General features: G+C 47.0%; 15 protein-coding genes. 10 read left to right on the top strand and 5 right to left on the bottom strand.

Annotated features, from left to right (window positions below; all coding sequences use genetic code 11):
* Window positions 1-165: 165 nt before the first annotated feature.
* From GO493_RS06335 to GO493_RS06305, 7 genes are all read left to right on the top strand, one after another.
* Window positions 166-1,251: an alpha/beta hydrolase gene (locus tag GO493_RS06335; protein ID WP_232538778.1), complete on the top strand. Its 1,086-nt coding sequence runs from the start codon at window positions 166-168 to the stop codon at window positions 1,249-1,251.
* A gap of 7 nt (window positions 1,252-1,258) precedes the next feature.
* Complete coding sequence (locus GO493_RS06330) at window positions 1,259-2,041, top strand: MBL fold metallo-hydrolase (RefSeq protein ID WP_157305294.1); 783 nt, start codon at window positions 1,259-1,261, stop codon at window positions 2,039-2,041.
* A 225-nt stretch (window positions 2,042-2,266) separates the two neighbouring features.
* Window positions 2,267-3,112 (top strand): AraC family transcriptional regulator, encoded by an 846-nt coding sequence (locus tag GO493_RS06325; protein ID WP_157305293.1) that lies wholly within the window; start codon window positions 2,267-2,269, stop codon window positions 3,110-3,112.
* An 86-nt stretch (window positions 3,113-3,198) separates the two neighbouring features.
* Window positions 3,199-5,637, top strand: a complete 2,439-nt coding sequence (locus GO493_RS06320; protein WP_157305292.1) for a histidine kinase dimerization/phosphoacceptor domain -containing protein — start codon at window positions 3,199-3,201, stop codon at window positions 5,635-5,637.
* On the top strand, window positions 5,634-7,010 hold the full coding sequence (locus tag GO493_RS06315) for a sigma-54-dependent transcriptional regulator (protein WP_157305291.1): 1,377 nt from the start codon (window positions 5,634-5,636) through the stop codon (window positions 7,008-7,010). Before GO493_RS06320 ends, GO493_RS06315 begins: the two co-directional genes overlap by 4 nt.
* A gap of 103 nt (window positions 7,011-7,113) precedes the next feature.
* Window positions 7,114-7,887 (top strand): alpha/beta hydrolase, encoded by a 774-nt coding sequence (locus tag GO493_RS06310; protein WP_157305290.1) that lies wholly within the window; start codon window positions 7,114-7,116, stop codon window positions 7,885-7,887.
* 114 nt (window positions 7,888-8,001) lie between these two features.
* The gene (locus tag GO493_RS06305) at window positions 8,002-10,167 is read left to right on the top strand and encodes a beta-1,3-glucanase family protein (RefSeq protein WP_157305289.1); all 2,166 of its coding nucleotides are present in this window, start codon (window positions 8,002-8,004) and stop codon (window positions 10,165-10,167) included.
* Between the two features lie 64 nt (window positions 10,168-10,231).
* Here GO493_RS06305 and GO493_RS06300 read toward each other — a convergent pair whose 3' ends face one another.
* From GO493_RS06300 to GO493_RS06280, 5 genes are all read right to left on the bottom strand, one after another.
* Window positions 10,232-11,176 carry a family 43 glycosylhydrolase gene (locus tag GO493_RS06300; protein ID WP_317165407.1) on the bottom strand — a complete coding sequence of 315 codons (945 nt, stop codon included), beginning with the start codon at window positions 11,174-11,176 and terminating at the stop codon, window positions 10,232-10,234.
* A gap of 68 nt (window positions 11,177-11,244) precedes the next feature.
* The gene (locus GO493_RS06295) at window positions 11,245-13,224 is read right to left on the bottom strand and encodes an alpha-L-arabinofuranosidase C-terminal domain-containing protein (RefSeq protein WP_157305287.1); all 1,980 of its coding nucleotides are present in this window, start codon (window positions 13,222-13,224) and stop codon (window positions 11,245-11,247) included.
* Between the two features lie 28 nt (window positions 13,225-13,252).
* Entirely contained in the window at window positions 13,253-14,743 is a 1,491-nt protein-coding gene (locus GO493_RS06290) for an arabinan endo-1,5-alpha-L-arabinosidase (protein ID WP_157305286.1), read from the bottom strand.
* 53 nt (window positions 14,744-14,796) lie between these two features.
* The gene (locus GO493_RS06285) at window positions 14,797-16,347 is read right to left on the bottom strand and encodes a RagB/SusD family nutrient uptake outer membrane protein (protein ID WP_157305285.1); all 1,551 of its coding nucleotides are present in this window, start codon (window positions 16,345-16,347) and stop codon (window positions 14,797-14,799) included.
* An 18-nt stretch (window positions 16,348-16,365) separates the two neighbouring features.
* Window positions 16,366-19,419, bottom strand: coding sequence for a SusC/RagA family TonB-linked outer membrane protein (locus tag GO493_RS06280; RefSeq protein ID WP_157305284.1), 3,054 nt, complete (start codon window positions 19,417-19,419; stop codon window positions 16,366-16,368).
* Window positions 19,420-19,642: 223 nt separating this feature from the next.
* On the opposite strand from GO493_RS06280, the gene GO493_RS06275 reads away from it, so the two are divergent.
* The 3 genes from GO493_RS06275 (at window position 19,643) to GO493_RS06265 (ending at window position 24,321) form a co-directional block, all read left to right on the top strand.
* A complete protein-coding gene (locus tag GO493_RS06275) occupies window positions 19,643-22,903 on the top strand; it encodes a ligand-binding sensor domain-containing protein (RefSeq protein WP_157305283.1) in 3,261 nt (1,086 codons plus the stop codon).
* The gene (locus GO493_RS06270; RefSeq protein WP_157305282.1) at window positions 22,900-23,676 is read left to right on the top strand and encodes a response regulator; all 777 of its coding nucleotides are present in this window, start codon (window positions 22,900-22,902) and stop codon (window positions 23,674-23,676) included. The genes GO493_RS06275 and GO493_RS06270 overlap by 4 nt, the downstream gene beginning before the upstream one ends.
* An 84-nt stretch (window positions 23,677-23,760) precedes the next feature.
* Window positions 23,761-24,321: an RNA polymerase sigma factor gene (locus GO493_RS06265; protein ID WP_157305281.1), complete on the top strand. Its 561-nt coding sequence runs from the start codon at window positions 23,761-23,763 to the stop codon at window positions 24,319-24,321.
* Window positions 24,322-24,526 lie beyond the last annotated feature (205 nt).

Genomic DNA, 24,526 nt, shown 5'->3' with positions numbered 1-24,526 from the left:
TTATAATATGTATGCAACCTTTGCTGATCAGGAACGTTTTTGAAAATAAAGACAACCCAAAAAGGATATTATATCGTTACATCTTTGATTTATACAAATGCTCATTGCATTTGTCAATTGACTTCATTTTGCGGCACCGGTACCTTTGAGAACAAAAACGTTGCCATGAGACTTACATACCTGATCATCCTGGCATTGCTGCTGACCAGTTGCGGCAATGCCAGTTCCCAGAAGCAATCTGATTCCTCACCGCAAAATGAAGCAAAGATGAAAAACGGAACAGAAGTAGCTGACTACGCTACTGATCCTGCTATTGAAGTACAGACAAAAGCATTTTTAAAGGCCCTGAACACCAGTGGGGGCAAACCTATGGAGACAATGCAACCTGCTGATGCCCGCAAGGTACTGGAAGGGGCGCAAACATCTGTAAATGCAGATGTATCCGGTATAGAAGTAAGTGAAAGGACCATTACCCAGGACGGGATAACAGTAAAGCTCTTTATTGTGCGTCCGGCTGGAGCTACCGGCGTATTACCCGCTTTCATGTTCTTCCACGGTGGTGGATGGGTGATCGGGGATTTCCCTACACATAAGCGCTTCATCCGTGACCTGGTTGTTAATTCCGGCGCTGTTGCCATACATGCAGAATACACCCGTTCACCCGAAGCAAAATACCCTGTGGCAGTGAATGAGTGTTATGCAGCTACCAAATGGGTAGCGGAACATGGTGACGCAATCAATGTAGATGGCAAACGCCTGGCGATTGCCGGTAACAGTGCAGGAGGCAATCTTGCGGCAGCAGTAGCGCTAATGGCCAAAGATAAAAAAGGGCCTGAATTAAAGGCACAGGTACTGTTCTGGCCTGTTACTGATGCCAATTTTGAAACGGTTTCCTATAACCAGTATGCGAGCGACAGGTTCCTGACAAAGAATATGATGAAATGGTTCTGGGACAATTATATACCGAATGCCAGTCAACGGAACGAAATCTACGCGTCTCCGTTAAGAGCCACGACTGAACAGTTGAAAGGCCTTCCCCCAACACTGGTCCAGACGGCTGAAAATGATGTACTGCGGGATGAAGGAGAAGCTTATGGACGAAAGCTGAATGAAGCAGGCGTACCTGTATCTGTAGTACGTTATTCAGGTATGATACACGATTATGGTTTACTTAACCCACTGGCGCAAATCCCGGAAGTACAGTCAGCACTCTTCTATGCTGCTGTGGAACTGAAAAAAGCGTTGAAGTAACCTCTTTATGATAAGCATTACCCATATTGATACCGCCTGTGTTCTTCTGAACATAGGCGGTTATAAAATACTGACAGATCCGACATTGGACAGTCCGGGGAAACTGTATTATCATGGTTCAGGAACTTTCTCCCGGAAAACCTCTGTACCGGCCTTGTCATCCTTAACCCCGGGTGATATAGACCTTGTACTGTTAAGCCACCATCAGCATAAAGATAATTTCGATCATGAAGGCAGGCGGTTAACTGAAAAAGTGCCCCTGGTCCTTTCTACGGAGGCGGCTACCCGTCTTCTGCCCAATGCAAGGGGGCTTAAGGAATGGCAGTCCTTTTACATCAGGAATTCCCGCGTTCCGGACCTGAAGATCACGGCAACACCGGCACAACATCACCCCTGGTGGGTACCGGGATCTTTTGCGGGGAAGGTTATCGGGTTCATTATTGAAAGCAGCCTGCTGAAGAACGGGGCTATATATATTTCAGGGGATACTGTTTATTTCAGGGGCATACAGGAGATAGCACAGCGTTTCAGAATTGATACCGGGATCTTTCATGTTGGCGCTGTGCAATTCAGGTACCTGACGGGTTGGGGGCAGTATACATTCAGCGGCGCAGAGCTGCTGAAGGCTGTCAGGGTACTTTGTCCTACTATGATAATACCGGTACATTTCAGTGGCTGGACGCATTTCAAAGAGAATGAAACGGCATTGAGAGATATACTGGAAAAAGATACGGAAGTGTGGCAAAAAACGGTTTTTCCGGAGCCGGGAAAGGAAATCGCCCTCTACTAAGCAATGGTTTGTTTGCCGCTGGCGGACAAAGAGAGACTAAACAAAAGCGCGGGACAAAATCCCGCGCTTTTGTTTAGTCTCCATATTTGGTTATTCGCTTTGGTGCATTATCCATATATCGTTAAAATAAAACCGCCAGAATCTCACAACTAAATAAAAATCAATCAAATAACAACCAGGCACATTATTAGTTATGGCAAACTATCACTAACCGGAATTACCACTATGAGAAATACCAATTTTGTCACCAATCCGCTAGCCCGCCCCATTGCTGTTACTTCACTTAAAGAACAGGCCATGGCGGATGCCCTCACCTATTTTCCTTCCGGCAAGCTTTCCAGGTTTGAGATCATCCTGGTGCAGGAAGGCCATTACGATATAGAAGTAAATGGTTATCCCCTGCAGTTAACGACACATACTGCCTGTTTTTTGATACCCGGACAGTTCCGGCTTGCAGCAATTTCAGAAAATGTGAAGGGGTTTCATATCAGTATTTCAGAAGAGTATTTCCATCTTACCCTTAACCAGGGGCTACAGCAGTTCTATCATAGCAATTTTCTGGCTCATCCGTGGTGCTGTAAACTGGATAAGGAGAAAGCTTCATTGCTTGAACTGATACTTTCTGTTATACAGCGGGAAGCCTCGGCACGCCAGGGTATTATACTGGGATGGCTGAAGGTGCTGCTGGAATATTTTGAATGGGAACATACGGAGGCTATCATAGAATTTCCACCCCGCAGGGACCAGGAAATTTCAAGGCAGTTCTTTAAGCTTCTTGCGGATCATTTTACAATGCAGAAAAGGGTGTCTTATTATGCACGTTCATTGTCGCTTACGCCCTCCCATCTTAACCAGGTGATAAAAAGAATATCCGGGTATACTGCCAGCTACCATATACAGCGTTGTATTATCATGGAAGCCAAACGGCGGGCACTGGACGGAGATAAGAGTATGAAAGAAATTTCATATGCACTTGGTTTTGATGATATCTCCCATTTCAGCAAATATTTCAAGAACAATACAGGTGTAAGTTTCAGCAGTTTCAAGAAACTGGTTGACAATCAGCAATAGTATAGGGCATCTGGCAGTAACCGGCACATGATTGCGAAACCGCTTTCTATTCCGTACTTTAGAGGCCAAACCAAAATCCCTCTGCAATGCCCCGGTTTCTGTTACTGTTATGGCTGTCCGGAATGACCATGCTTTCCAATGGCCAGCAACTCCGCAATCCCGTTCCACCATCCTATAATGCCGATATGCAAAGGCTGCTCGTTATTTCGACGGCCAACTTTATATACGGTATTTGCCAGGGACAGATGGACAGGGACAGCTCCACTGTCTTTTCTGCCAATATGTTTGGCTTAAGCCGGCTGTTAGCCTATAATGAAGACTTTTCCAGCGGGAAAGACTATCCCGGCCAGCAGCTGATCGATTCAGGAAGAATAACTACTGCTGAACAGCGTCTGGCAGACCTGCAGGGTGATGCAAGGTTACAACTGCTGGCGGAACTGTGTATCTATTACCTTCATAAACCGGGCAGCGAGAAAAGGGATATGGACAAGGCCATCATTTTTATTGAGCAACTACATCAAGCTGCCAATGCCAAATGGTTGCCATACAGTTTGTGGCTGCTTGGCCAGCTGTATAGTGAAAAGAATGAGGAGGTGAAAAGCCGGCAATATCTTGAACAGGCTACTACCTTATGCCGTAAAGCAGGGAATGCAAGGATGCTGGCAACATCGTTGCTTTACCAGGCAGGGTCGCTTCCTCCCGGTCTCCCTGAAAGAGAGTTATATCTACAGGAGGCATTGAGTATATGTAAAAAAGTAAAACTCCCTCTCCTGCAGTACAGGGTCATGATAGTACTGTTGCTGGACCATACTCATACTCACCCGGAATTGGTACTGAACGAATTACAGGAAGTCCTTGCTCTTGAAAAAAAGATCGGCTTCCTACACAATCAATATGTTTATTCTGTTCTGTCATTCTGGTACAGCATGCAGGGCAACTTATTACAGGCGAAGCTGAATGCCGAAGAGGCTATTACCTGTATGGAAGCAACAAGAGATACTGCGCTGTCAACCACGTATTGCAAACGTATGAGTGAAGCAAATGCCAATCTCAATAATATGCCAGCAGCTACTTATTGGAATGCACGTGCATTGAGCATTCCTAAAACCAGGGAAACGCAGGTGTTCTGGTTCAAAAGTTTCCTGGGTAAAATACGCCTGCTCAATAAACAGGACCTGTATGAACAGTCGCTCAAACTGGCTAAAGACATCAGTAGCCGTTATCCCCCTACGAATGCTTTCGACAAAATGCATCTTATCTATAACATGGGATATTGTTATGACGCCCTGCACCAGGACGAGCAGGCATTGGACTATTACCTGCAGTTCCTCGACATGGCCAAACACTTCCCTCCACAGTTCACTTATACAGAAATGCTGGTAGCCTATAACCAGGTTTCCACCTTTTATTTCCGGAAGGGTAATTATGCAGCCTCCAGGGAATATGCCATGAAGATACTGGAAGGCCCTATAGGGCAAGGGACGGTCCCTACGAGGGCGGCAGCGTATCACCTCCTGTTCAGGCTTGATTCGGTTGCCGGGAAGTATGCATCTGCTATACAGCATTACCAGAAGTTCCACCGGTTTGCCGACTCGACTTACAGCATCTCACAACGGAAAAAGATGGATGAACTCACTGTACAGTACGAAACAAAGAAGAAGGACCAGGACATCCGTATCTTAACCAAAGATAGCCAGTTACAGAAAGAAAAGCTGGCCCGCAGTTCCATGATGGGCAATGCTACGCTGGCCGGCGCTGTTGTGCTTCTAATTATTGTGGGATTACTGTATAATCAATACAGGGTAAAACAGAGAGTAAACCGCGAAACGCTGGCAAGAAATACTGCTCTTCAGCAACTGGTAGAAGAAAAAGAATGGCTGTTGCGGGAAGTACATCACCGCGTCAAAAATAACCTGCAAACTATTGTAAGCCTGCTGGAATCACAATCCGCCAACCTGCAGAATGAAGCCCTGCTGGCCATACAGGAAAGCCAGAACAGGATACATGCCATGTCGCTCATCCATCAAAAGCTTTATCATAACGAAAACATCTCATCTGTCAACATGGGCGCTTACCTGCCAGAGCTTATTCAATATCTTTGTGACAGCTATGATGTGAGAAGCAGAATTAAGGTCATGGTGAATGTAGAGGAAGCGGAGCTGGACGTATCTCAGGCTATTCCCCTGGGGCTGATAGTAAATGAGGCGGTGACCAATGCCATTAAATATGCTTTCCCGAAACCGGGACCGGGGGATAATATCATCATCTCTTTTCTGAATGAAAGCGGTGGTTATGCAAAGCTCTGTATTTCCGATAACGGGACAGGTATTGCACCGGGTATCCTGAACAGTAAGATCCAGGGACTTGGGTTAAAGCTGATACGGGGGCTGACAAAAGATATTGATGCAACGCTGGACATTCATTCAACCAATGGGACTTCTATAACGATAACATTCCTGGTAAGCCGCCCGCTGAGGTCAGTAACGGGACTTCCTGCCACTAACCTTGTCAATGCAGCTGTATGAACAGAAAGATATTAATTGTCGAAGATGAATTTATTGAAGCCAATAATCTTGAAAGGATATTGGAAAAGGCAGGTTATGCTGTTACCGGCATTGCCCGATCTGTAGTTGCTGCAAGGCAGGAAATGGAAAAGGAGCAACCGGATTTTGTGCTGATAGATATTTTTCTTAATGGTCCGCAGACAGGTATAGATCTTGCCTGGGAGCTAAAGAAAAGGAACATACCCTTCCTGTATCTTTCAGCCAACTCCAACCAGGATACACTTGAAGCTGCGAAAAAAACGGGGCCTTATGGCTTTCTTGTAAAGCCTTACCGTGAGAAAGATGTGCTTGTAATGCTGGAAATAGCTGTTTACCAGCATACAAACGGACGGGAGGCTTTGTTAAAGAAGCAACGTATGCAGAGTAAGCCGCAGATGGAAGGGGATTTCCATGGTATTTTCGGGAACAGCCATGCCTTGAAACAGGTGATCGAGCAGCTGGAAATAGTTGCACCGACAGATACCAGCGTGCTTATACTGGGTGAAAGCGGCACAGGTAAAGAACGTGTGGCAGAGGTCATTCATCAGCTGTCTAACCGTAACCGTGGGTCGCTTGTTAAAGTAGATTGTACTACCCTGCCCCCCACGCTCATAGAGTCGATTCTTTTCGGTCATGAAAAAGGCGCTTTTACAGGTGCGACAGAACGCCGTACAGGTAAGTTTGAACAGGCGAACGGCGGCACGTTGTTTCTCGATGAGATCGGGGAAATGCCTGTTGATATGCAGTCAAAACTGCTGAGGGCTATACAGCAAAAGGAAATAGAAAGGCTTGGAGGCGCTTCTGCCATTAAAGTGGATGTCAGGGTGATTGCCGCTACTAACCGCAATCTTGAGCTGGAAGTGAGTGAAAAAAGGTTCAGGATGGACCTTTATTACAGGTTAAATGTTTTCCCGCTGCCGATGCCTCCTTTAAGGCAACGTGAGGGAGACATCAACCTGCTGGCCATTCATTTTGCTGAGACCTTTTGCCGCAGGCTGGGCAAGCCGGTCAAGACTATCAGCGCGGCAGCCATGCAATCACTTATCTCCTATTCCTGGCCAGGTAATATCAGGGAACTGGAACATGTGATTGAGAGAACGGTGTTGCTGTCAAGGGAGGATATCATTACAGAATTTCCCCTGCCGGGGCAAGCGACAAGCACAGCATCTACTTCCTCAAGCACGTTGAAGACCATGGCTGAGAATGAAAGAGAGCATATCACTTCTGTGTTAAAAAACTGTAATGGTAAAGTATCAGGTCCTGGCGGTGCGGCGGAGATACTTGGTCTTCCGGTTTCGACGCTTAACGCCCGCATGAAAAAACTGGGTATACGTAATGGGAAGTTTTTTCATTGATTTATACAACTGAAAGATGGAGATGTCAATTGAATGAGGCTGCTAACAACGGTATTTTTGAACTGTAACCAGGATATCATCTGTGTTATTCAAAAATATTGACATGATCAGCTCTTCAACAATTGTTTTCTTAACCGGCGCATATGTTTCCCATGCATGCTGGGACCAATGGCAAAGTTTCTTCCAGGAAAAAGGATATAATACTATGGCGCCCCCCTGGCCTGGTAAGGATGCTGATACTGAGACACTGAGAAGACGGCATCCGGATAAGCATCTCTCTGCCGTTACTATGGATGATGTAGTTAACCATTATACTTCCATCATACAGAAACTTCCTGAAAAGCCAATATTAATAGGGCATTCATTTGGCGGCCTTTTTACACAGGTACTACTGAACAGGGGTTATGCTGCCGGAGCAGTGGCTATTCATGCGGTGCCGCCTCAGGGTGTGTTTCCTTATGAACTGAATTTTCTCAAGTCGAATCTTCCTACGTTGGGCTTCTTTTCATCACTTGACAAGACGTATCTAATGCCTTTTAAGAAATGGCAGTTCTCATTTACTAATGGAATGTCTCTTGAGCAACAGAAAAAAGGATATGAGCAGCTGGTGATACCTGAATCGAAAAGGGCAGCGAGAGGCGGGCTTACAAAAGCCGCGTATGTGGATTTCAGTAAACCGCATCCTCCCCTGCTGCTGCTTGCTGGTACGGATGATCAATGTATTCCTGAGCATCTTTGCAGAAGGGTGCATAAGAGCTACCGGGATAGAAATTCAGTGACGGAATATGTGGTGAATAAGCGTAATCATTTTGTGCTGGGTTTGCCGGGTTGGCAGAAAGATGCGCAATTTATTTATAACTGGTTGCAGACGCATTGAGTGAAATAATGGGGCGATTGGGCCTGTGGCCGGCTAAAAATTCAAATGAGTGCACTAACGAAAATTAATTTTAAATTAGGGGTGACATTTTGTTAATTCAAACACCCGTAATCTATGAAAATCAGACCTTTCTTTTCCCTCAGGGTCTTACTGCTTGCATTTGCCATAACGGCATCAGGCAAAGTACAGGCCCAGACAACAGTCCCTTTCACATTATCCAATAACTCACAGTACACTGACGCCAATGTGTATGTAGCTATTGTAGGTATCATTAACGGCAATCATGTCTGGATCAATCCGAAGACCAGCGCGGTTAACCTGATGAGCGTATCAGACAACACTGTATCCGGGCCGGTTATTGGCGGGAACCAGGGCCCCGGTGGTAATGGTAAATACGCCAACTGTTTTGCGAGGCTTAGTGAGATTCCCGGGAAAACCATCAATATTCCCGGTATTGCAGGATGCCGTATCCTGATCTCTTTCAATTCCCAGCTGTTCCTCTACTTCTTTGGCGCTTCGGGGGCGCCGAGCGGTTATGCAGCTCCGAATCTTGCCAATCCTACGGACCCTAACCAGGGTATCCGGTATGAGATGATCGAGCTCACAAATGCGTCAAACGGCCTCTGGGCTAACACTACCCGTGTTGACAGTTACCAGTACCCTATGGGGCTTGAAGTATGGGGTAATTCCAGTTTCTATAAAAAAGTTGGAGAGATCATCCCTCATAGCCAGATACTTTCACTATGGCAGTCTAATGCACCATCTGCATTTGCCGGCTGCTATGATGCTACAAACGGTATCATCAAGTTCCCTTCAAAGACAGCTGCTTTCCAGAGCGGTGGCGCTCAGGCCAATTATTTCGGTTCCTACATTGATGCTATCTGGTCTAAATACAGCAATGGCAACCTGGTATTCAATGCAGGAGATGCCGGTACCTGGAGCGGCCGTGTATCCGGAAATGTATTCACCTTCACAAGGACATCTGACGGGCAGGTAGGTACCATATCAAACAAGCCTACCAATACCGAAGTGATGGAAGGCAGTGGTGTTATGGCTTCCGGAGGACAATTTGACAAAGTAGTTCAGGCACAGATATGTGCGGCCATCAACCGTCACGCTATAGATCTGAACCTTGCTACAGGCGTTACACAGAATTTCTCAAATGTGGCTGCGTATTATCAAACCTCTCCTTACAACTGGTATTCCAAATTCTGGCATCGTAGTGACATCACTTTAAACAGCCTGAGCTATGGCTTCTGTTATGATGATGTATTTGACCAGTCTTCCACCATCAATGCACCTTCACCTGTACGTGCAACTATCACTATTGGCGGATATTCAGGATTGACACCAACCGGTGCTGCCATCTTCTACCAGGACTGTAACTATGGAGGTAATGCCGTAGGACTTAGTACCGGGACCTATACCCTTAGTCAGTTGAATGCATTAGGTATCCCGAATGACTACATCTCTTCCGTCAAGGTGACTTCCGGATATAAGGTAACTCTTTACAAGCATGATAATTTTGGCGGAGAAACCCTTGTACTGACAGGAGATGATGCGTGCTTTGTAGACAACAACTTCAATGATTCTACCAGTTCATTGAAAGTGGAAACCAATAGCAATACATCCTCTATCGTTATTCAGGCGGAAAACTACAACTACATGTCCGGTATAGACGTAGAAACGACCACAGATGCAGGTGGCGGGCAAAACGTAGGATGGATAGATGCGGGCGACTGGCTTTCCTATGCGGTTACAATCCCGGCGACAGGAACTTACCAGGTTAGTTATCGCGTAGCTACCCCTAATGCCAACACTACCCTCAGGCTGGAAAAAGATGCCGGCGCTACACAACTGGGCACTGTCAATATACCTAATACCGGTGGATGGCAGAACTGGGCTAATGTATCACATACAGTATCATTACCTGCAGGATCATATAACATCGGTATTGCCACAAGCACGGGCGGCTTCAATCTCAATTATCTTACCATTACCAATGTTGCATCTTCTGCCAGGATAGCTATGCAGAATGAAAAAGTAGTGGAAGATAATGTGATCACCCTGTCACCTAACCCTGTAAGTGAGCAGCTTTACCTCCGTAATAATGATAAAGTAAGAACACTGCGCATTTACGATATCAGCGGACGTGAGGTTATGAGGGTTAACAATCCGCAGGCTACGTTGTCGGTATCTTCCTTAGCTCCGGGAATGTATATTGTTGCTATAGAACGCAAAGACGGCAAGCAGAAACGGGTTAAGATATTGAAGCAATAATATTCTAAAAAAGAGAGTGCGTCATATAGGCGCACTCTCTTATATACTCCAGGTTGACATAAAATTATCTCAGGCCATTTGTCAGTACCGGCCATCCATCCTGCCACGTTATCTCTTCTATAATTAATTTAGAACGTCCTCTGTCCTTCGCGTCATAGCCATGCAATACAAGATAGTCTTTCCCCGATTCAGAGAATACGGCATTATGTCCCGCTGCATACCAGTTAACGCCATCGCCCTGAGCAACAATAGTACCTCCGCCTGACTGCAGGGAAAGCTGTTGTTTATCCAGGTAGGGCCCGTCTACTCTTTCACTTCTCCCTACTACTACTTTATACGTGCTTTTCACCCCCTGACAGCAATAATCAGTGGAAACAAAGAGATAGTAATACTTCCCTTTCCTGAAAATAAAAGGAGCTTCTATAGCTCCGTTACCGGCTGATGTATCGGGTATGGCAAAGCTACGCGGCCTTCTTGCAACAGTATACCATTCTTCCGGCTGACCAGGTGTTTGCAGGTCCTTTTCCATTTTCACCAGTTTAATACCTTCCCAGAAAGAACCGAAAGAAAGCCATGGTGTACCGCTATCATCCAAAACCAGGTTGGGGTCTATCGCATTCCACATATCGCGGCCGGGAACAGATTGTATTACCTTGCCTTTGTCTTCCCATTTATAATCAGGTGATTTTCTATCCAGTGTACTATTAACGGCCAGTCCTATACATGATGTGTTTTTCCCGAACGCAGAAACAGCATAATAGAGATAATATCTGCCGTTATAATAGCTGATATCCGGCGCCCATATATGTCCTTTAAATCCGGGGATGGTCTTTAACGCCCATTCGGGCGCATGATCAAACACGGGGTTTTCCTTACGCCAGTGCTGCAGGTCAGGAGAGGAATAAACTGTAATACCATTTCCTGTGCAGAACAGGTAATAGGTATCTTTCTCTCTGATCAATACCGGGTCATGCACAGGTGTGCTGCGGGTAGGGAATATAGTCCCCACAGGTACGGGTTGGGCCCCGAGCCGTGAGGACCATACCAGTATTAATAAAAGAAAGACTGATACATATTTCATAAACGGACCCTGCATATACTTAATGAATAAGGAGCTGCTTCCAGCGGGAATCGTTTGCCCGGTATGATGATCTCTGCCGTCTTCGGCGCAACCTGCTTAGGTTGTTCCAGGCTGTTCACACCGTTCACGTTATCGCTTTGCAATACTGTCAGCTTAGCCTGTTTGGCAGGTTTTGCATCTTCCAGTTCTACAGTATACGTCTTAGGTTTGCCGGATACGTTGACCAGCTTGATGATCAGCTCATTGGTCTTCCCGTCAAGAGCCGCAGATGCGTAAAGGCTGTCCTGTCCTGCAATAACGTCGTTGTTCATGCGCAGGGGCACAATAGCGGTGCCTTTATTCAGAGAGAACAATTGCTGTACGTAGTAATTGGGCGTACCGTAAGATTGCAGGTTATCTACCCAGATAAGATCGGGCGTCCATTGCCAGCCATCGGCATGTGCAAATAATGGTGCATAGGAAGCCATTGTCACAACATCTGCATTTCTTTCCAGGCCCGTCATAAAAGCCGCTTCAGAAAGGGCTGCCAGCCAGTTGTTCTTATTATGCGGGCTTGCGATCTTATCGGTTTGCGCAGCATATTCACCTGCAAATACCTTTGATCCTCTCCGGGGATAATTATCATAACGCCGTGCATTCTGCATGAACCATTGTGGTGAACGATAGTAGTGTTCATCAATAATATCTGCCTGCATGTTGCGCAGCTCTTTGTTAAGATAATCGAACCGTTCTCCGTCGGGATCAGTACCAGCGCTGTTCACTAACTGAATCCCTGGGTATTTGTCTTTGATGGCTTTGGTGAACAGTTTCAACCGTTCTATATATTGCGGGCCCCAGTTCTCGTTACCTACTCCCAGTAATTTCAGGTTGAAAGGCGCCGGATGTCCCATGTCAGCACGTACTTTGCCCCAGTGTGTAGCAGCATCTCCATTGGCAAATTCTATGAGGTCCAGGGCGTCCTGGATATAAGGTTGCAGCTCGTCCAGCGGCACCAGTTCGGCCGAGTTGAACTGGCAGGCCATACCACAGTTCAGAATAGGCAATGGTTCGGCTCCTATATCTTCAGCCAGCTGAAAGTATTCAAAAAAGCCAAGGCCAAATGTCTGGAAGTAATCCGGTGCGGGCCGGTGTGCAAATTCAAAGTTCCAGCGGTTAATGATCAGCTGGCGTTCTTCTACAGGCCCGATCGTCTTTTTCCATTGATAACGCTGGGAGAGGTCAAATCCTTCCACAATACATCCTCCGGGAAAGCGGATAAAACCGGGCTTAAGATCGGCCAGCATCTGTATCATGTCTGCACGCATGCCGCCGGGGCGGTTCTTCCAGGTATCTGCCGGAAACAACGAGATCATATCAAGATCAATGATCCCGTTGCCTTCCAGCCATAGCTGCATCTTAGCTTTAGGCTCCGTTCCGGAAGCATGAAAGCTGACCGCCTGTTTATGCCATTCACTGTTCTGTTGCGAAGGAATAAGTATAGTATCGCCAATTACCTTACCGTTGCTGTTCAGTAGCTGCACATGCAGCTTCACTCCCGGCTGCTGCTGCCGGTACATGACGGAGAAGTCATAACGCAATCCCTGTTTGATCCCCATCCCGCGGAATCCTTCATTCAGCAAACCGGCATCGCCCTGTGCTGCGTTCCTTACCGTAGCTTTCAGGAAACGGGGATTGGCAGTATGTTCCGGAGCCCGGTTCAGTACCAGGAAATCGCCCTCTTTCACTTTAGCGCCGTTCACAGTCCATCCCATCAGGGGTTTGAAGAATTCGAAGGAACGGTTCTTTACCAATTCTGCATAGATGCCGCCATCAGCCCCCATGTTGATGTCTTCAAAGAAGACACCCCACATAGCAGGAGCTATTTTACCGCTTACTGTTTTTGTTTTTACTGTGATGACATTCCTGTTCTGCGCCTCTGCAACACATGGCGATAACAGCAGGCCAAGCGCCAGTACCTGTAATACCTTTTTTCTCATTACACCCGGTTATCAATTGTTTAAATCATTACTTGCTTTTCTTACCCCATATTGCGGTACCGTCATTATTCAGCCCGGTAAATATGAAAGTGTTTGTTTTTTTCTCCCAGTCCCTTCCCATCTGTATCAGCACCTTATCTGTAAAGCCGTTGCTCCATTTCATTTCCAGCCAGGGAGCGGTATAGGTCCATTTGCTGTTGGGATCGTTGTTCAGCGTTCCGTTGGCAGATATAGTGAGCGGTATGGATACCTGGAAATCGGGGGATACCTGCTCATCTGCGTAACCTGGTACTACCCGGTACCCAAGTATGATCTGTTCCCAGGCGCCGGTGATACTGTCGACAGGTACATTGGCATTATTCTCCCAGGCGTAGCGTTCCGGCGAAACAATGGGCCATCCATCACTTGTCCAGAACACTTTTCGCACATGCAGGTCCATAAAGTATTTACCTGCTCCGGGCCTTCCCTGGTGCGCCAGGTAGTATTGCCCGTTCCCGTCATCAAATACGGTGCAATGCGATACGCCCTGCCAGCCTCCATGGCCATTGAACTGGTATGGAGCTGTGATCATTGGTCCGTGATCTACGTTAGTGTTGGCATCTGTGCCTTTGAAATCGTAGAAAGGCCCATCAGGATTATCGCCGCGCATTACGCGTGTGTTGTATTTTGTTTCCAGCCAGTCATACGCAATGAAGAGGAAATATTTATTCTGTGCAGGGTTATAGATCACTTCCGGTCCTTCTATATTACCGTTATACTTTCCAGCAGTAAACCCGCGGTTAGCGATACGTTTTCCTTTGTCGTTCGACGTTTGTGCGAGGCCGGTGGATGCGTTCAGTTTCAACGCATAGATACCGTCCCATGCAGAACCGTAGTACATCCAATGATCGCCGGAAGAAGTTACCAGGACGCTGGGATCGATGGCATTTGTCTGAATGGAATTATCGTTCAGGGAGGTCACTACCAGACCTTTTTCTGTCCACGGGCCTTCGGGAGATGTTGCAGTGGCCAGTCCCACAACACTCAGGCGGCCTACATTCGAAGCCAGTGAGTAATAAAGCCGGTATTCATTACCTACTTTCAGCACGCTGGGCGCCCACAGGCTGTTATTGGGTGTGCCACCCCGTTGCTGAATGAAGGAAGCGCCAATGGATGGTATCTTGTCAAATACCCAGCCTACGAATGTCCATTCTACAAGGTCTTTCGATTTACGGATCTGCAGACCGGGCCTTACGGAGATGCCGTAGCCTACGTCTGTGCTGTAACAGTAATAGTAATCACCGAATTTCCTGATGATGGGATCATGCACGTTGTAGGGCCCCCATTTGGGATAATAGACAAACGGCGCCACATCGGCATAAGTATCGTTAATACTATTGATGTCGAAGGTAACTACCGGGGCTTCCTCCCCGGTAGTATCAGTGCCGGCCGGTGCAGGTGTCTCTGTTTTCCGGCACGAAACCATACCTGCTATTAATAAAAACAGAATTGCTCTCTTTCTTACATGAGGGAAGATCATATGCTGTATTTACAGGTTTTTGATGATCCGTACGGTGGTACGGGAATGTTTTATCAGTATGCGTCGTTCTGTTCAAACCCGGGATTGTTATCTATTTCTCCCTGTGGGATAGGATAGAGTTCTTTTCCTGGTTTGTAGTTGTCGAACTCCGGATCGCGGGATTTCAGCATGGCAAGTTTGGTGGGATCTTCCAGCCATCCCCAGCGGCGTATATCATCAAAGCGGTGTCCTTCCAGGCAGAATTCCAGCAAGCGTTCGTGGGCAAGCTGAGTGAGCATCTGGTCTTTTGTCATGGCAGCCAGTGTGGAAGTGATATCAGGCAGTTTAGCACGGGTCCTTACCTGCTGGATATAAGGGGCAGCCTGTGCTGTCTGGCTCTGTTGCGCCAGGCATTCCGCATACATGAGCAGTATGTCGGAGTAGCGCATCAGGCGCTCATTGATGCCGGATTTCCAGTCGTATTCATTGGCTTTGTTACCATCGCCATTCTCGTACTTGCGGCAGAAAATATCATTGAGATAGGAGCTGTTGGCATATACCTGGGCGAATAACTGTCCGTAGATAGTTTCTCCTGGTTTGTTATAGAACATGGTGGCATCAAGGCGCGGGTCTGTTCCGCCATCTACGGTCTTTTCCTGCATGTACTCATTGAATGCAGACATGGTTGGCTGTACGTCGGTCCATCCGAAATTAGGAGCGCCGTAGGTGATAGCCCTTGCAGATGTCTTTGCCCAGGTAGATGTAGGAATGCCCTGCCAGCCGAGATCGGTACCGCCTGCGGTAGTGGAGAACTGTACTTCAAAAATAGATTCTGCGTTATTTTCTTTGCTTTCTGTAAAGTTGTCTTTATAATCGGGCATCAGTTCATATACGCCCAGGTCTATCACTTTCTTAAACTGTTCGCCTGCTTCGGGATACATTTTATTGAACAGGTAAGCTTTACCCAGGTAGCCCATTGCAGCACCTTTGGTGGCCCTGCCCACCTGACCGGCGTCAGCGCCGCTTATACCTACGTACGATACAGGTAACAGGTCTGCCGCTGCTTTAAAATCGGCTATTACCTGCTGCCAGCCTTCCTGTTGTGTAGCCTGTTTCTTATAGAAGTCTGCTTTTGACTGTGGTGTGCTGGTGGGCAGCGCTACGTTACCGAACATGTTGACCAGGTGGAAAAAGTACAGGCCTCTCAAGAAATAGGCCTGTCCCAACACACGGTTTTTCAGGTCGCTATCCATATCGATGGCAGGCACATTGTCGAGTACCTGGTTGCAGCGGAACACGCCTTCGTAGTACTCGTCGAAAGCCCATCCGTAGCCGTCTGCATTGCCGGTGCCAAGAGCGAATTTCCCTACACCGGAGATAGCTGTCCACGGACTGTTGCTCCTGATATCATCACCTCTCACATCCAGTAATATTGGTGTAAAACGCATGTATGCTCCGTCCAGTAATAAGGGTGCGTAGGCTGCATTGATACCCTGTACAGCATCGTTACCTGTTTTCCAGAAAGTTGCTGACGTTTGCGCGTTCGGGTTAATTTGTTCCAGTTTCTTACCGCAGGCTGTAATTAGCAGACCGGTGGCCATGAATATAATTATAGTACGTTTCATTGTAATGCTGTTTAAAGATTAAAGACCTAACTGTACGCCAAACATCACTGTTCGTGGGTTCGGGAAAGAGCCATAGTCAAAGCCACGGTTGAAGAGCCCATCACTGATAAAGTCAGGATCGTAGCCTTTGTATCTGGTGATGGTAACCAGGTTCAGTCCTGAGATGTACATGCGCAGGCTGCGGAATACATGGGTCCTGCCGAGTGTTGACTCTGGAAGGGTATATCCGATCTGAGCGTTCTGCAGTTTTACATAGGAACCGCTCTGCACAAAACGGTCTGAGAAACGGCCGTTGTTAATATCGTTGATCAGCGGACGTGGTACATTGGTATTGGTGTTTGCTGGTGTCCAGTAGTTCAGTTCATCTGTATGCGCATTACCATACTGACCGGCCATCAGGGCAGAATACACGCCATTGTTTACTTTACTTCCCATGTTACCCTGCCAGAAGAATGAGAGGTCGAAGTTTTTGTAAGAGGCAGAAACATTCAGGCCGTAGTAGAATTTGGGAATGGCTGACCCGAGGTAAGCCCTGTCTGCGTCGGTAATAGCTCCATCGCCATTCATGTCCTTATATTTGATGTCACCCGGTTTGATACCGCCTGACTGGTCCTGTGTGGCATGTTTGCCAATATCGTCAGTGCTCTGGAAGATACCTTCTGTAACATACCCGAACAGCTCTCCCACTTCGCGACCCACTTCTGTTTTACTGCCGGAGCCGTATACAGGGTTATTCCTGCCACCCAGTTTCTCTACCCTGTTCTTCAGCGTATAAGCATTGGCGTTGATGGTATAGTTCAGTGCACCGATATGGTCTCTGTAGGTCAGGGTAAACTCCAGACCGCTGTTCTTCAGGGAAGCCGCGTTGGTGGTCAGCGTCTGTGGGAAAGAACCTACAGAATAAGGTATAGGGATAGCGGTGATGATATCTTTGGAAAGACGGTTGTAATATTCTACTGTAAAGGACAGTTTCTCTTTGAAGAGGCCCATGTCCAGCGCTACGTTGGTGGTGGTGGTAGATTCCCATTTCAGTGTGGGGTCTGTTACTGATACGGTGGTAGAACCTACAGCCAGCTGATCGCCAAACAGGTAATTGGTGCTGTTGTTAATATAGGACTGGTAATCGTAATACCCTAATGCGGTCTGGTTGCCCAGTACGCCGTAGCCACCTCTCAGTTTCAGGCTGCTTATGAAGGAAGGCAGTTTGAAGAATTTCTCGTTGCTGATATTCCAGGCAGCTGCGAAGCCAACAAAGTTACCATAGCGGTTGGCAGGAGTAAATTTTGAGGAGCCGTCGCGTCTGAAGTTGGCAGTCAGCAGATAGCGGTCGTCATAGTTATAGTTGATCCTGCCCAGCATGGAATACAGGGCTGCGGCGCCTTTCCAGCTGGTCACGCCTTTAGCGTTTGCTCTTGACACAGCAGCAAAGGTGTGAAAATCAAGATCTGTTGTATCTGTAGCGGTAGCAGACATCCATTCGTTCCTGTCTTCCTGGTATGTCATACCGGCCAGGAAGTCAATTTTATGTTTGCCTTTCTGCAGTGCATAGGTAAGTGTATGTTCCAGCAGGCTGGTATTGGAATGACCATATTGCAGGTACATATAATATTGTGTGTTGAGATAGTAGTATCCCATATCAAAGCGGGGCTCGAAATGGGAGTTCTCGTAGTCTGTCCTGTCGTAGCTGGCGTTTAAGCGGTATTTGAGGTTCTTCAGCACTTCGATCTCACCCCAAACGTTGCCCAGGAACCTGTTCCTGTCGCTATAATCATTTACCAGGTTATTGATACCTACTACGTTGGCAGAGATGGCCCTGTTCTTGACCTGGTCGCTACCGCCATAACCACCCAGGCGGGATGGGTCATATACCGGTACTGTAGGGATAGCGGTCAGCATACTGGTCACCACGCCTCCAAACACTGCGTGCCCATTGGTGGCTGCATAGTTACCTTTTTTAGACTGGGTATAGGCGGCTTTTACTCCGTAGCTAAAGCGGCCTTTCTTTCCCTGGAGGTTGGTGTTCAGTGTGTAGCGATCGTATTTCTGTGGACCTTCCTGTGTGCCTGTCTGGTTGAAATATCCCAGTGAAGCGTTATAGGAAATGTTCTCTGTTCCGCCGGAAAGGCCTACGTTATGGTCCTGTATCAGTCCCTGTTTGAGGGCTTCTTTCTGCCAGTCTGTATTAATATCAGATACATAGGAAGGGTTGGCAGGGTCGTTGGCAGGCGCCAGGCTTAAACCGGCATTTATTTCAGCAGCAGACACTATTTTCTGGTATTGTTCCCTGTTTGTGAGTGATATCTTTCGTGGTACTTCCTGCACACCTACATAGCTGTTAAAGTTCACTCTTACGGGTCCCTGCTTTCCTTTGCGGGTGGTGATAATGATCACCCCGGTAGCCGCGCGGGAGCCGTAAATGGCCGCTGCGGATGCGTCTTTCAGTACCTGTATGCTTTCAATATCGTTAGGTGAGAAATCATAAGGGGCATCTACAGGCACACCATCTATAACGAAGAGCGGGCTGTTAGCACCGAAGGTGGTAGTACCGCGTATCTTGATCTGCACATAGCCACCGGGTTCTCCTGAGCCGTGTACGCTGATACCGGCAGCCTGGCCCTGTAACATCTTTGCTACATCGTATGACGCGTTCTTTTTGGCGTCCCCAACATTCACCAATGCTACGGAACCTGTCAGGTCCTTTTTCTTTACGGTACCATATCCTACAACCACCACATCATTGAGGTTCCGGTAGGACTTATCGAGTCTTACAGAAACGGGCTCATTCCCTTTCAATACCAGTTCTTTACTTTCAAAGCCAATGCTGCTGATGGAAACGGAAGCTCCGTCTTCAGCTTCTACGGTAAAACTGCCTGAAACATCGGTCACTGTGCCGGTCCCGCCTTTTACATTGATAGTAGCCCCGATAACAGGCTCATTCTCCTGGGTGGTCACTGTTCCCCGGAACTTCTTTTTGCCGGTTTGCTGGGCAGATGCTGGCTGGATGAGAAATAAAAGCGTGCAGGCAAGCATAGGGAGCACACTTTTGTTCAACAAAATGTGGATCAGTTTCATAAACGTGTAATTATTAATAAATCTTATTTGTCTGCCAGGTTTGCCGGGAATAGCGTAACTTTATAAGTGTAACAAAAACAATTAAAAGCTCTGCTACTTTTATCCGGCCTACACTCTGGAAACAACAGTATGAAGTTGCGATTATTAGTTATATTAGGTTCTACAAACTGTATCAAAACTTCTGCAAATCATCTCATTTTGGATTTTTACGTTATGAAACGGTATGCCACAACCGCATTATAGTGAACAGGGACAAGGGAATTCCACATCACGCTTGTATTTACAGATAAGAACATTTCTGCTGGCCTGCGTTTTTCTGATATGCAGTGCAGGGGGTGTTTGTGCGCAGGCTTATTATTTCCGGCATTACCAGGTGGAGAATGGCCTGTCTAACAATGCTGTTATCTGCTGTTTGCAGGACAAAAGGGGGTTTATGTGGTTCGGCACCAAAGATGGTCTGAACCGCTTTGACGGTTATTCCTTTAAGATATTCCGCCATGATCCGCAGGATACGGGCAGTATTGGGAGTAATTTCATCCATTCTCTTTTTGAGGACCGGAACGGCACGCTGTGGGTAGGGACGGAAAACGGCCTCTACAGCTATGATCCATCCACGGAAAGCTTCCGGTTGCTGGAAACGGCTCCTAAGGGCCAGATAAGGGCTATACAGGCCGATAACAGGGGGAATATCTGGTTTGTAGCTGGTTTTTCGCTGTTCCGTTATCATGCAGCCAGCCATCAGCTACAGTACTTCAGTACGGACAGTTTCTTTGAAGCCACTTCCCTCTGTCTTTCTGCAGACGGTAACATATGGGTAAGCACTTCAGACGGCCACCTGCAGCAATACGATGCAGGTAATGGCAGGTTTACGGCGTTTGACATGTTCAGTCATTCAAAGCAGCCTGCTTCCCGCTGGATAGAGAAAATATACAGTACATCAGACGGTGACATAGTGGTAGGCACGTCCAACCAGGGCGTCAAGCTCTTCAATATTACTCCCGGTACCTATTCGGATATTCTCACGTATAATGATGACCATACGGAGATATTTGTCCGCAATTTCCTGCAGACCGGAGATCATGAATACTGGATTGCCACTGAAACGGGCATCTTTATATACAATACATTGACCGGGAAGGCGCAGAACCTGCGTAAAATGTATAATGATCCTTATTCTATCTCAGACAATGCAGTGTATACTTTCTGCCGTGATAAGGAAGGCGGTATATGGGCAGGCACCTACTTTGGCGGCATTAATTATCATCCGCAGCAATACACACCTTTCAGGAAGTATTTTCCGAAGACCGGGGAGAATTCCCTTAGCGGTAATGTTGTACGTGAAATTCATGCTGACAAATACAATAACCTCTGGATTGGCACTGAGGATGCCGGTCTGAATAAACTGGACCCTGTTACCGGTATATTCACTCACTTCCAGCCGGGAGGCAGGGGCAGTATTTCCTATACCAATATCCATGGACTGTTATTAGATGAAGATGATCTTTGGATAGGCACTTTTGAACATGGCCTGGACGTGCTGAATATCCGTACCGGGAAAGTGATACGCAGGTTCAATATGCAATCCGGTCTTTCCGCCCTGAAAAGTAATTTCATCTACTGTATATATCGTCCTCCGGGAGGCCCTATTATGCTGGGCACTACCCGGGGCGCCTATCAGTACGACCCTGCCCGTAACGATTTCAGCCCTTTCCAGGGCCTGCCGCTCAATAACTGGTATTCCTGTCTCCTGCAGGACAGATCGGGCGTTCTCTGGGCTGGTACCTATGGAAGCGGTATTCTTTTTTATGATCCGGCAACGGGGAAGAAGGGTAATTTCCATTATGGGGGAGATGCACATAGTATATGCAGCGACAGGGTTAACAGTATTTTTGAAGATTCCGGTGGCAGTCTCTGGTTCGCTACTGAAGGAGGGCTTTGCAGGTATAACCCTGCTACGAACAACTTTACCAGGTATACAACTGAAAATGGCTTTCCCAGCAATTTTATGCTCAGCATACTGGAGGATAAGCAGGCAAATCTCTGGATCAGTACTTCCCGGGGGCTTAGCTGTTTTAATCCGCTGACAGGTAACATAAGAACATATACCAGGGCCAACGGGCTGCTGAGCGATCAGTTCAATTTCAATTCTGCTCATAAAGATGCAACAGGCCGTATGTACTTTGGAAGCGGAAAAGGGTTTATCAGTTTTAACCCGGACGAGTTTACCGTTAACAACTTCACCGGTCCGGTTTATATCACCGGTTTCCAGGTAAACAACCTTGAGTTGCCTATTGCAGTCAAAGGGTCTCCGTTACAGCGGTCGGTGACCAGTACTGACAGGATCAGGCTCCGTTATAACCAGTCTACCTTCAGTATTGACTTTGCATTGCTTAGTTATACCGCGCCTGAGATAGCGGAATATGCCTACAGGATGGAGGGACTGGATAAAAACCAGACCTTCCTTAAAACCAACCGGAAAGCATATTTCACGGAGCTGGCTCCCGGCACTTATGTGTTCAGGGTAAAGGCCTGCAACAGTGGTGGGGTATGGTCTGCCGAAACATCTCTTACCATCGAAATAATGCCACCCTGGTGGCGTAGCTGGTGGGCGTATACGTTATATGGCATATTGCTGACAGGATTGATCTGGTATATTATACGCAGTTATCATAAGCGGACCAGGGCTAAAAACAGGCGGAGGATAGAGCGTTTTGAAGCAGCTAAAGAGAAAGAGGTGTTTAAGGCAAAGATAGAGTTCTTTACTAACGTAGCGCATGAGATCAAGACACCGCTTACACTCATTAAAGCGCCGCTGGAAAAAGTGATCAGGAAAGCAGGTAATATGCCGGAGATCAAGGATAGCCTGACCATCATGGAGCGTAATACTAACCGGCTTATCAACCTTACAGGGCAGTTGCTGGATTTCCGGCAAACAGAGCTGAACGGTTATTCTCTCAGCTTTGTGAAGGCCAGTATCACAGAATTGCTGGAAGAGATGTATACTTCTTTTAAACCGCTGGCCGAGCAGCGGCAACTTGACTTCTCGCTTGAGTTACCTGCGGAGCCGCTGTATGCTTATGTAGATATAGAAGCCTTCAATAAAATTCTCAGCAACCTGCTGGGAAATGCTGTAAAATATGCGGCGGCTCATGCCAGCGTACGCTTGTTAAGCTTTGCTGAGCAGGACAATTACTTTACGATAACCATCAGCAATGATGGTCACCTGATACCTGAAGAGATGAAGGAAAAGATCTTTGAACCATTTTTCCGTTTAAAGGAAACGGAAATGCAGAAAGGTACGGGCATAGGGCTTGCCCTTTCCCGCTCGCTGACGGCATTGCATAAAGGAACGCTGGTGCTGCAACCGGGTAATGAGGGAGTGAATGTATTTATACTACGTATTCCGGTACACCAGGAAATAGAGTTCAACCTTCATCCTGGCAGGAGCAATAAAACAATTACAACAAAAAACCAGGTTTCATGAAACCACTTTTACTGCTTGTTGATGATAATGAAGAGATCCTTTCCTTCCTGGGTGAGGAACTAAGTGAGAGGTATACTATCCTGACTGCTCAAAACGGACGTGACGCCCTGCAGCTGTTAACACAGGAAGCTGTGCAGCTGGTTGTAAGCGATGTGATGATGCCTGTTATGGATGGCTTTGAATTATGCCGTATCATCAAATCTACTTTTGAGCATTGTCATATTCCGGTTATACTCCTGACTGCAAAGAATACATTGCAGGCAAAAATAGCGGGGCTGGAACTGGGTGCTGACGCATATATTGATAAACCCTTTTCCACAGAATTTCTCCTGGCACAGATTGCCAGTCTGCTGAGCAACCGTTCCAAGCTGAAAGATTACTTTGCCCACTCTCCTCTTGTACATATTAAGACCATTGCCTATTCAAGGGCAGATGAGCTTTTCCTTGAACAGCTGACCGGCGCTATTTATGAGAATCTGGAAGATCCGGAGCTTGACATTGACAAGCTGGCTAAGCATATGAATATGAGCAGGCCTACGCTATACCGGAAGATCAAATCCATCTCTGACCTTACTCCCAATGAGCTGGTGAATGTTATACGGCTGAAAAAGGCCGCAGAGTTATTGGTAGAAGGATCCTTAAAGATATATGAAGTGAGTGATATGGTAGGGTATCATTCCCAGACCAATTTTGGCAGGAATTTCCTGAAGCAGTTTGGTATGACGCCTTCTGAATACCAGGCCATGAAACAGGCGGAGAAGCAGGCAAAGTAACCAGGCCGTGGCCGAACGTAGATAAAAAGCGAAATCAGGCTTGGTTTGATTGGATTAAATTCTTACTTTTTCGCCAGATCACGTATGGGCTCAACTTTCTCACAATACATTGACTCCTGGTATGCACAGTTCCACGTTCACCTGATCCATGTAGCCACCCGCTGGGGGTATGGAGAGGAAGAAAGCAGGGACCTGGTGCAGCAATTCTTCCTGGAACTTCTGCAAAAGAATGTGACACCCACAGTTGTTCAACACCCCAGGACTTATCTTACCAGGGCTTTTACACACAAGCTGATTGATCACTACCGGCGTACAAAAGCAGTGCTGCATAAGGCCTCTCTTATGGAAACCAGCAGCTATGAGCCTTCGGTGCTGGAAAATCTTGTCCGCATCCAATCCAATGAAGAGTTGCTGGCTTCTGTCAGGGCTGCCTATAACAGGCTTCCTGCACGCTGTCAGAAGGTGATTCACCTGAAATATTATGAAGGCCTTACTACCGAGCAGATCTCAGCGCGTACTGGTCTTAATACCCGGACAGTATATAATAATCTTTATGAAGGTATTAGGCTTCTCAGGGAAGAAATGAAACGGGCTCATCCCGGTTTGAATTTCGCTGCCTTCTTTTCGCTGCTGCCCCTGCTTTAAAGGGAAGCAATCTTTCTTTTGTCCGAAGCAGCAGCCATTGCTTCATTCCCGGTAAAGAACATTTATTAACACCAACAGACGGAGCATGCCACTTTCTTCCGGGAAGTGATGTGGCGTACTTTAGCTACCGCAATACATACACTAAACATGCTTCAGACATGCTTTAAACATGCCTGAAACATGCTTAAAAGGAGAAGTATCTGTA

Origin of the sequence: Chitinophaga tropicalis (assembly GCF_009758205.1) — a bacterium.
Lineage (GTDB): Bacteria > Bacteroidota > Bacteroidia > Chitinophagales > Chitinophagaceae > Chitinophaga > Chitinophaga tropicalis.
Note: the sequence above shows the minus strand (reverse complement) of the source record. Positions and strands in the feature narration are given on the sequence as shown.

Coding starts and splice junctions, on each gene's coding strand:
- GO493_RS06335 (WP_232538778.1), top strand. CDS start 166: ATGAGACTTACATACCTGATCATCCTGGCATTGCTGCTGACCAGTTGC.
- GO493_RS06330 (WP_157305294.1), top strand. CDS start 1,259: ATGATAAGCATTACCCATATTGATACCGCCTGTGTTCTTCTGAACATA.
- GO493_RS06325 (WP_157305293.1), top strand. CDS start 2,267: ATGAGAAATACCAATTTTGTCACCAATCCGCTAGCCCGCCCCATTGCT.
- GO493_RS06320 (WP_157305292.1), top strand. CDS start 3,199: ATGCCCCGGTTTCTGTTACTGTTATGGCTGTCCGGAATGACCATGCTT.
- GO493_RS06315 (WP_157305291.1), top strand. CDS start 5,634: ATGAACAGAAAGATATTAATTGTCGAAGATGAATTTATTGAAGCCAAT.
- GO493_RS06310 (WP_157305290.1), top strand. CDS start 7,114: ATGATCAGCTCTTCAACAATTGTTTTCTTAACCGGCGCATATGTTTCC.
- GO493_RS06305 (WP_157305289.1), top strand. CDS start 8,002: ATGAAAATCAGACCTTTCTTTTCCCTCAGGGTCTTACTGCTTGCATTT.
- GO493_RS06295 (WP_157305287.1), bottom strand. CDS start 13,224: ATGAGAAAAAAGGTATTACAGGTACTGGCGCTTGGCCTGCTGTTATCG.
- GO493_RS06290 (WP_157305286.1), bottom strand. CDS start 14,743: ATGATCTTCCCTCATGTAAGAAAGAGAGCAATTCTGTTTTTATTAATA.
- GO493_RS06285 (WP_157305285.1), bottom strand. CDS start 16,347: ATGAAACGTACTATAATTATATTCATGGCCACCGGTCTGCTAATTACA.
- GO493_RS06280 (WP_157305284.1), bottom strand. CDS start 19,419: ATGAAACTGATCCACATTTTGTTGAACAAAAGTGTGCTCCCTATGCTT.
- GO493_RS06275 (WP_157305283.1), top strand. CDS start 19,643: ATGCCACAACCGCATTATAGTGAACAGGGACAAGGGAATTCCACATCA.
- GO493_RS06270 (WP_157305282.1), top strand. CDS start 22,900: ATGAAACCACTTTTACTGCTTGTTGATGATAATGAAGAGATCCTTTCC.
- GO493_RS06265 (WP_157305281.1), top strand. CDS start 23,761: ATGGGCTCAACTTTCTCACAATACATTGACTCCTGGTATGCACAGTTC.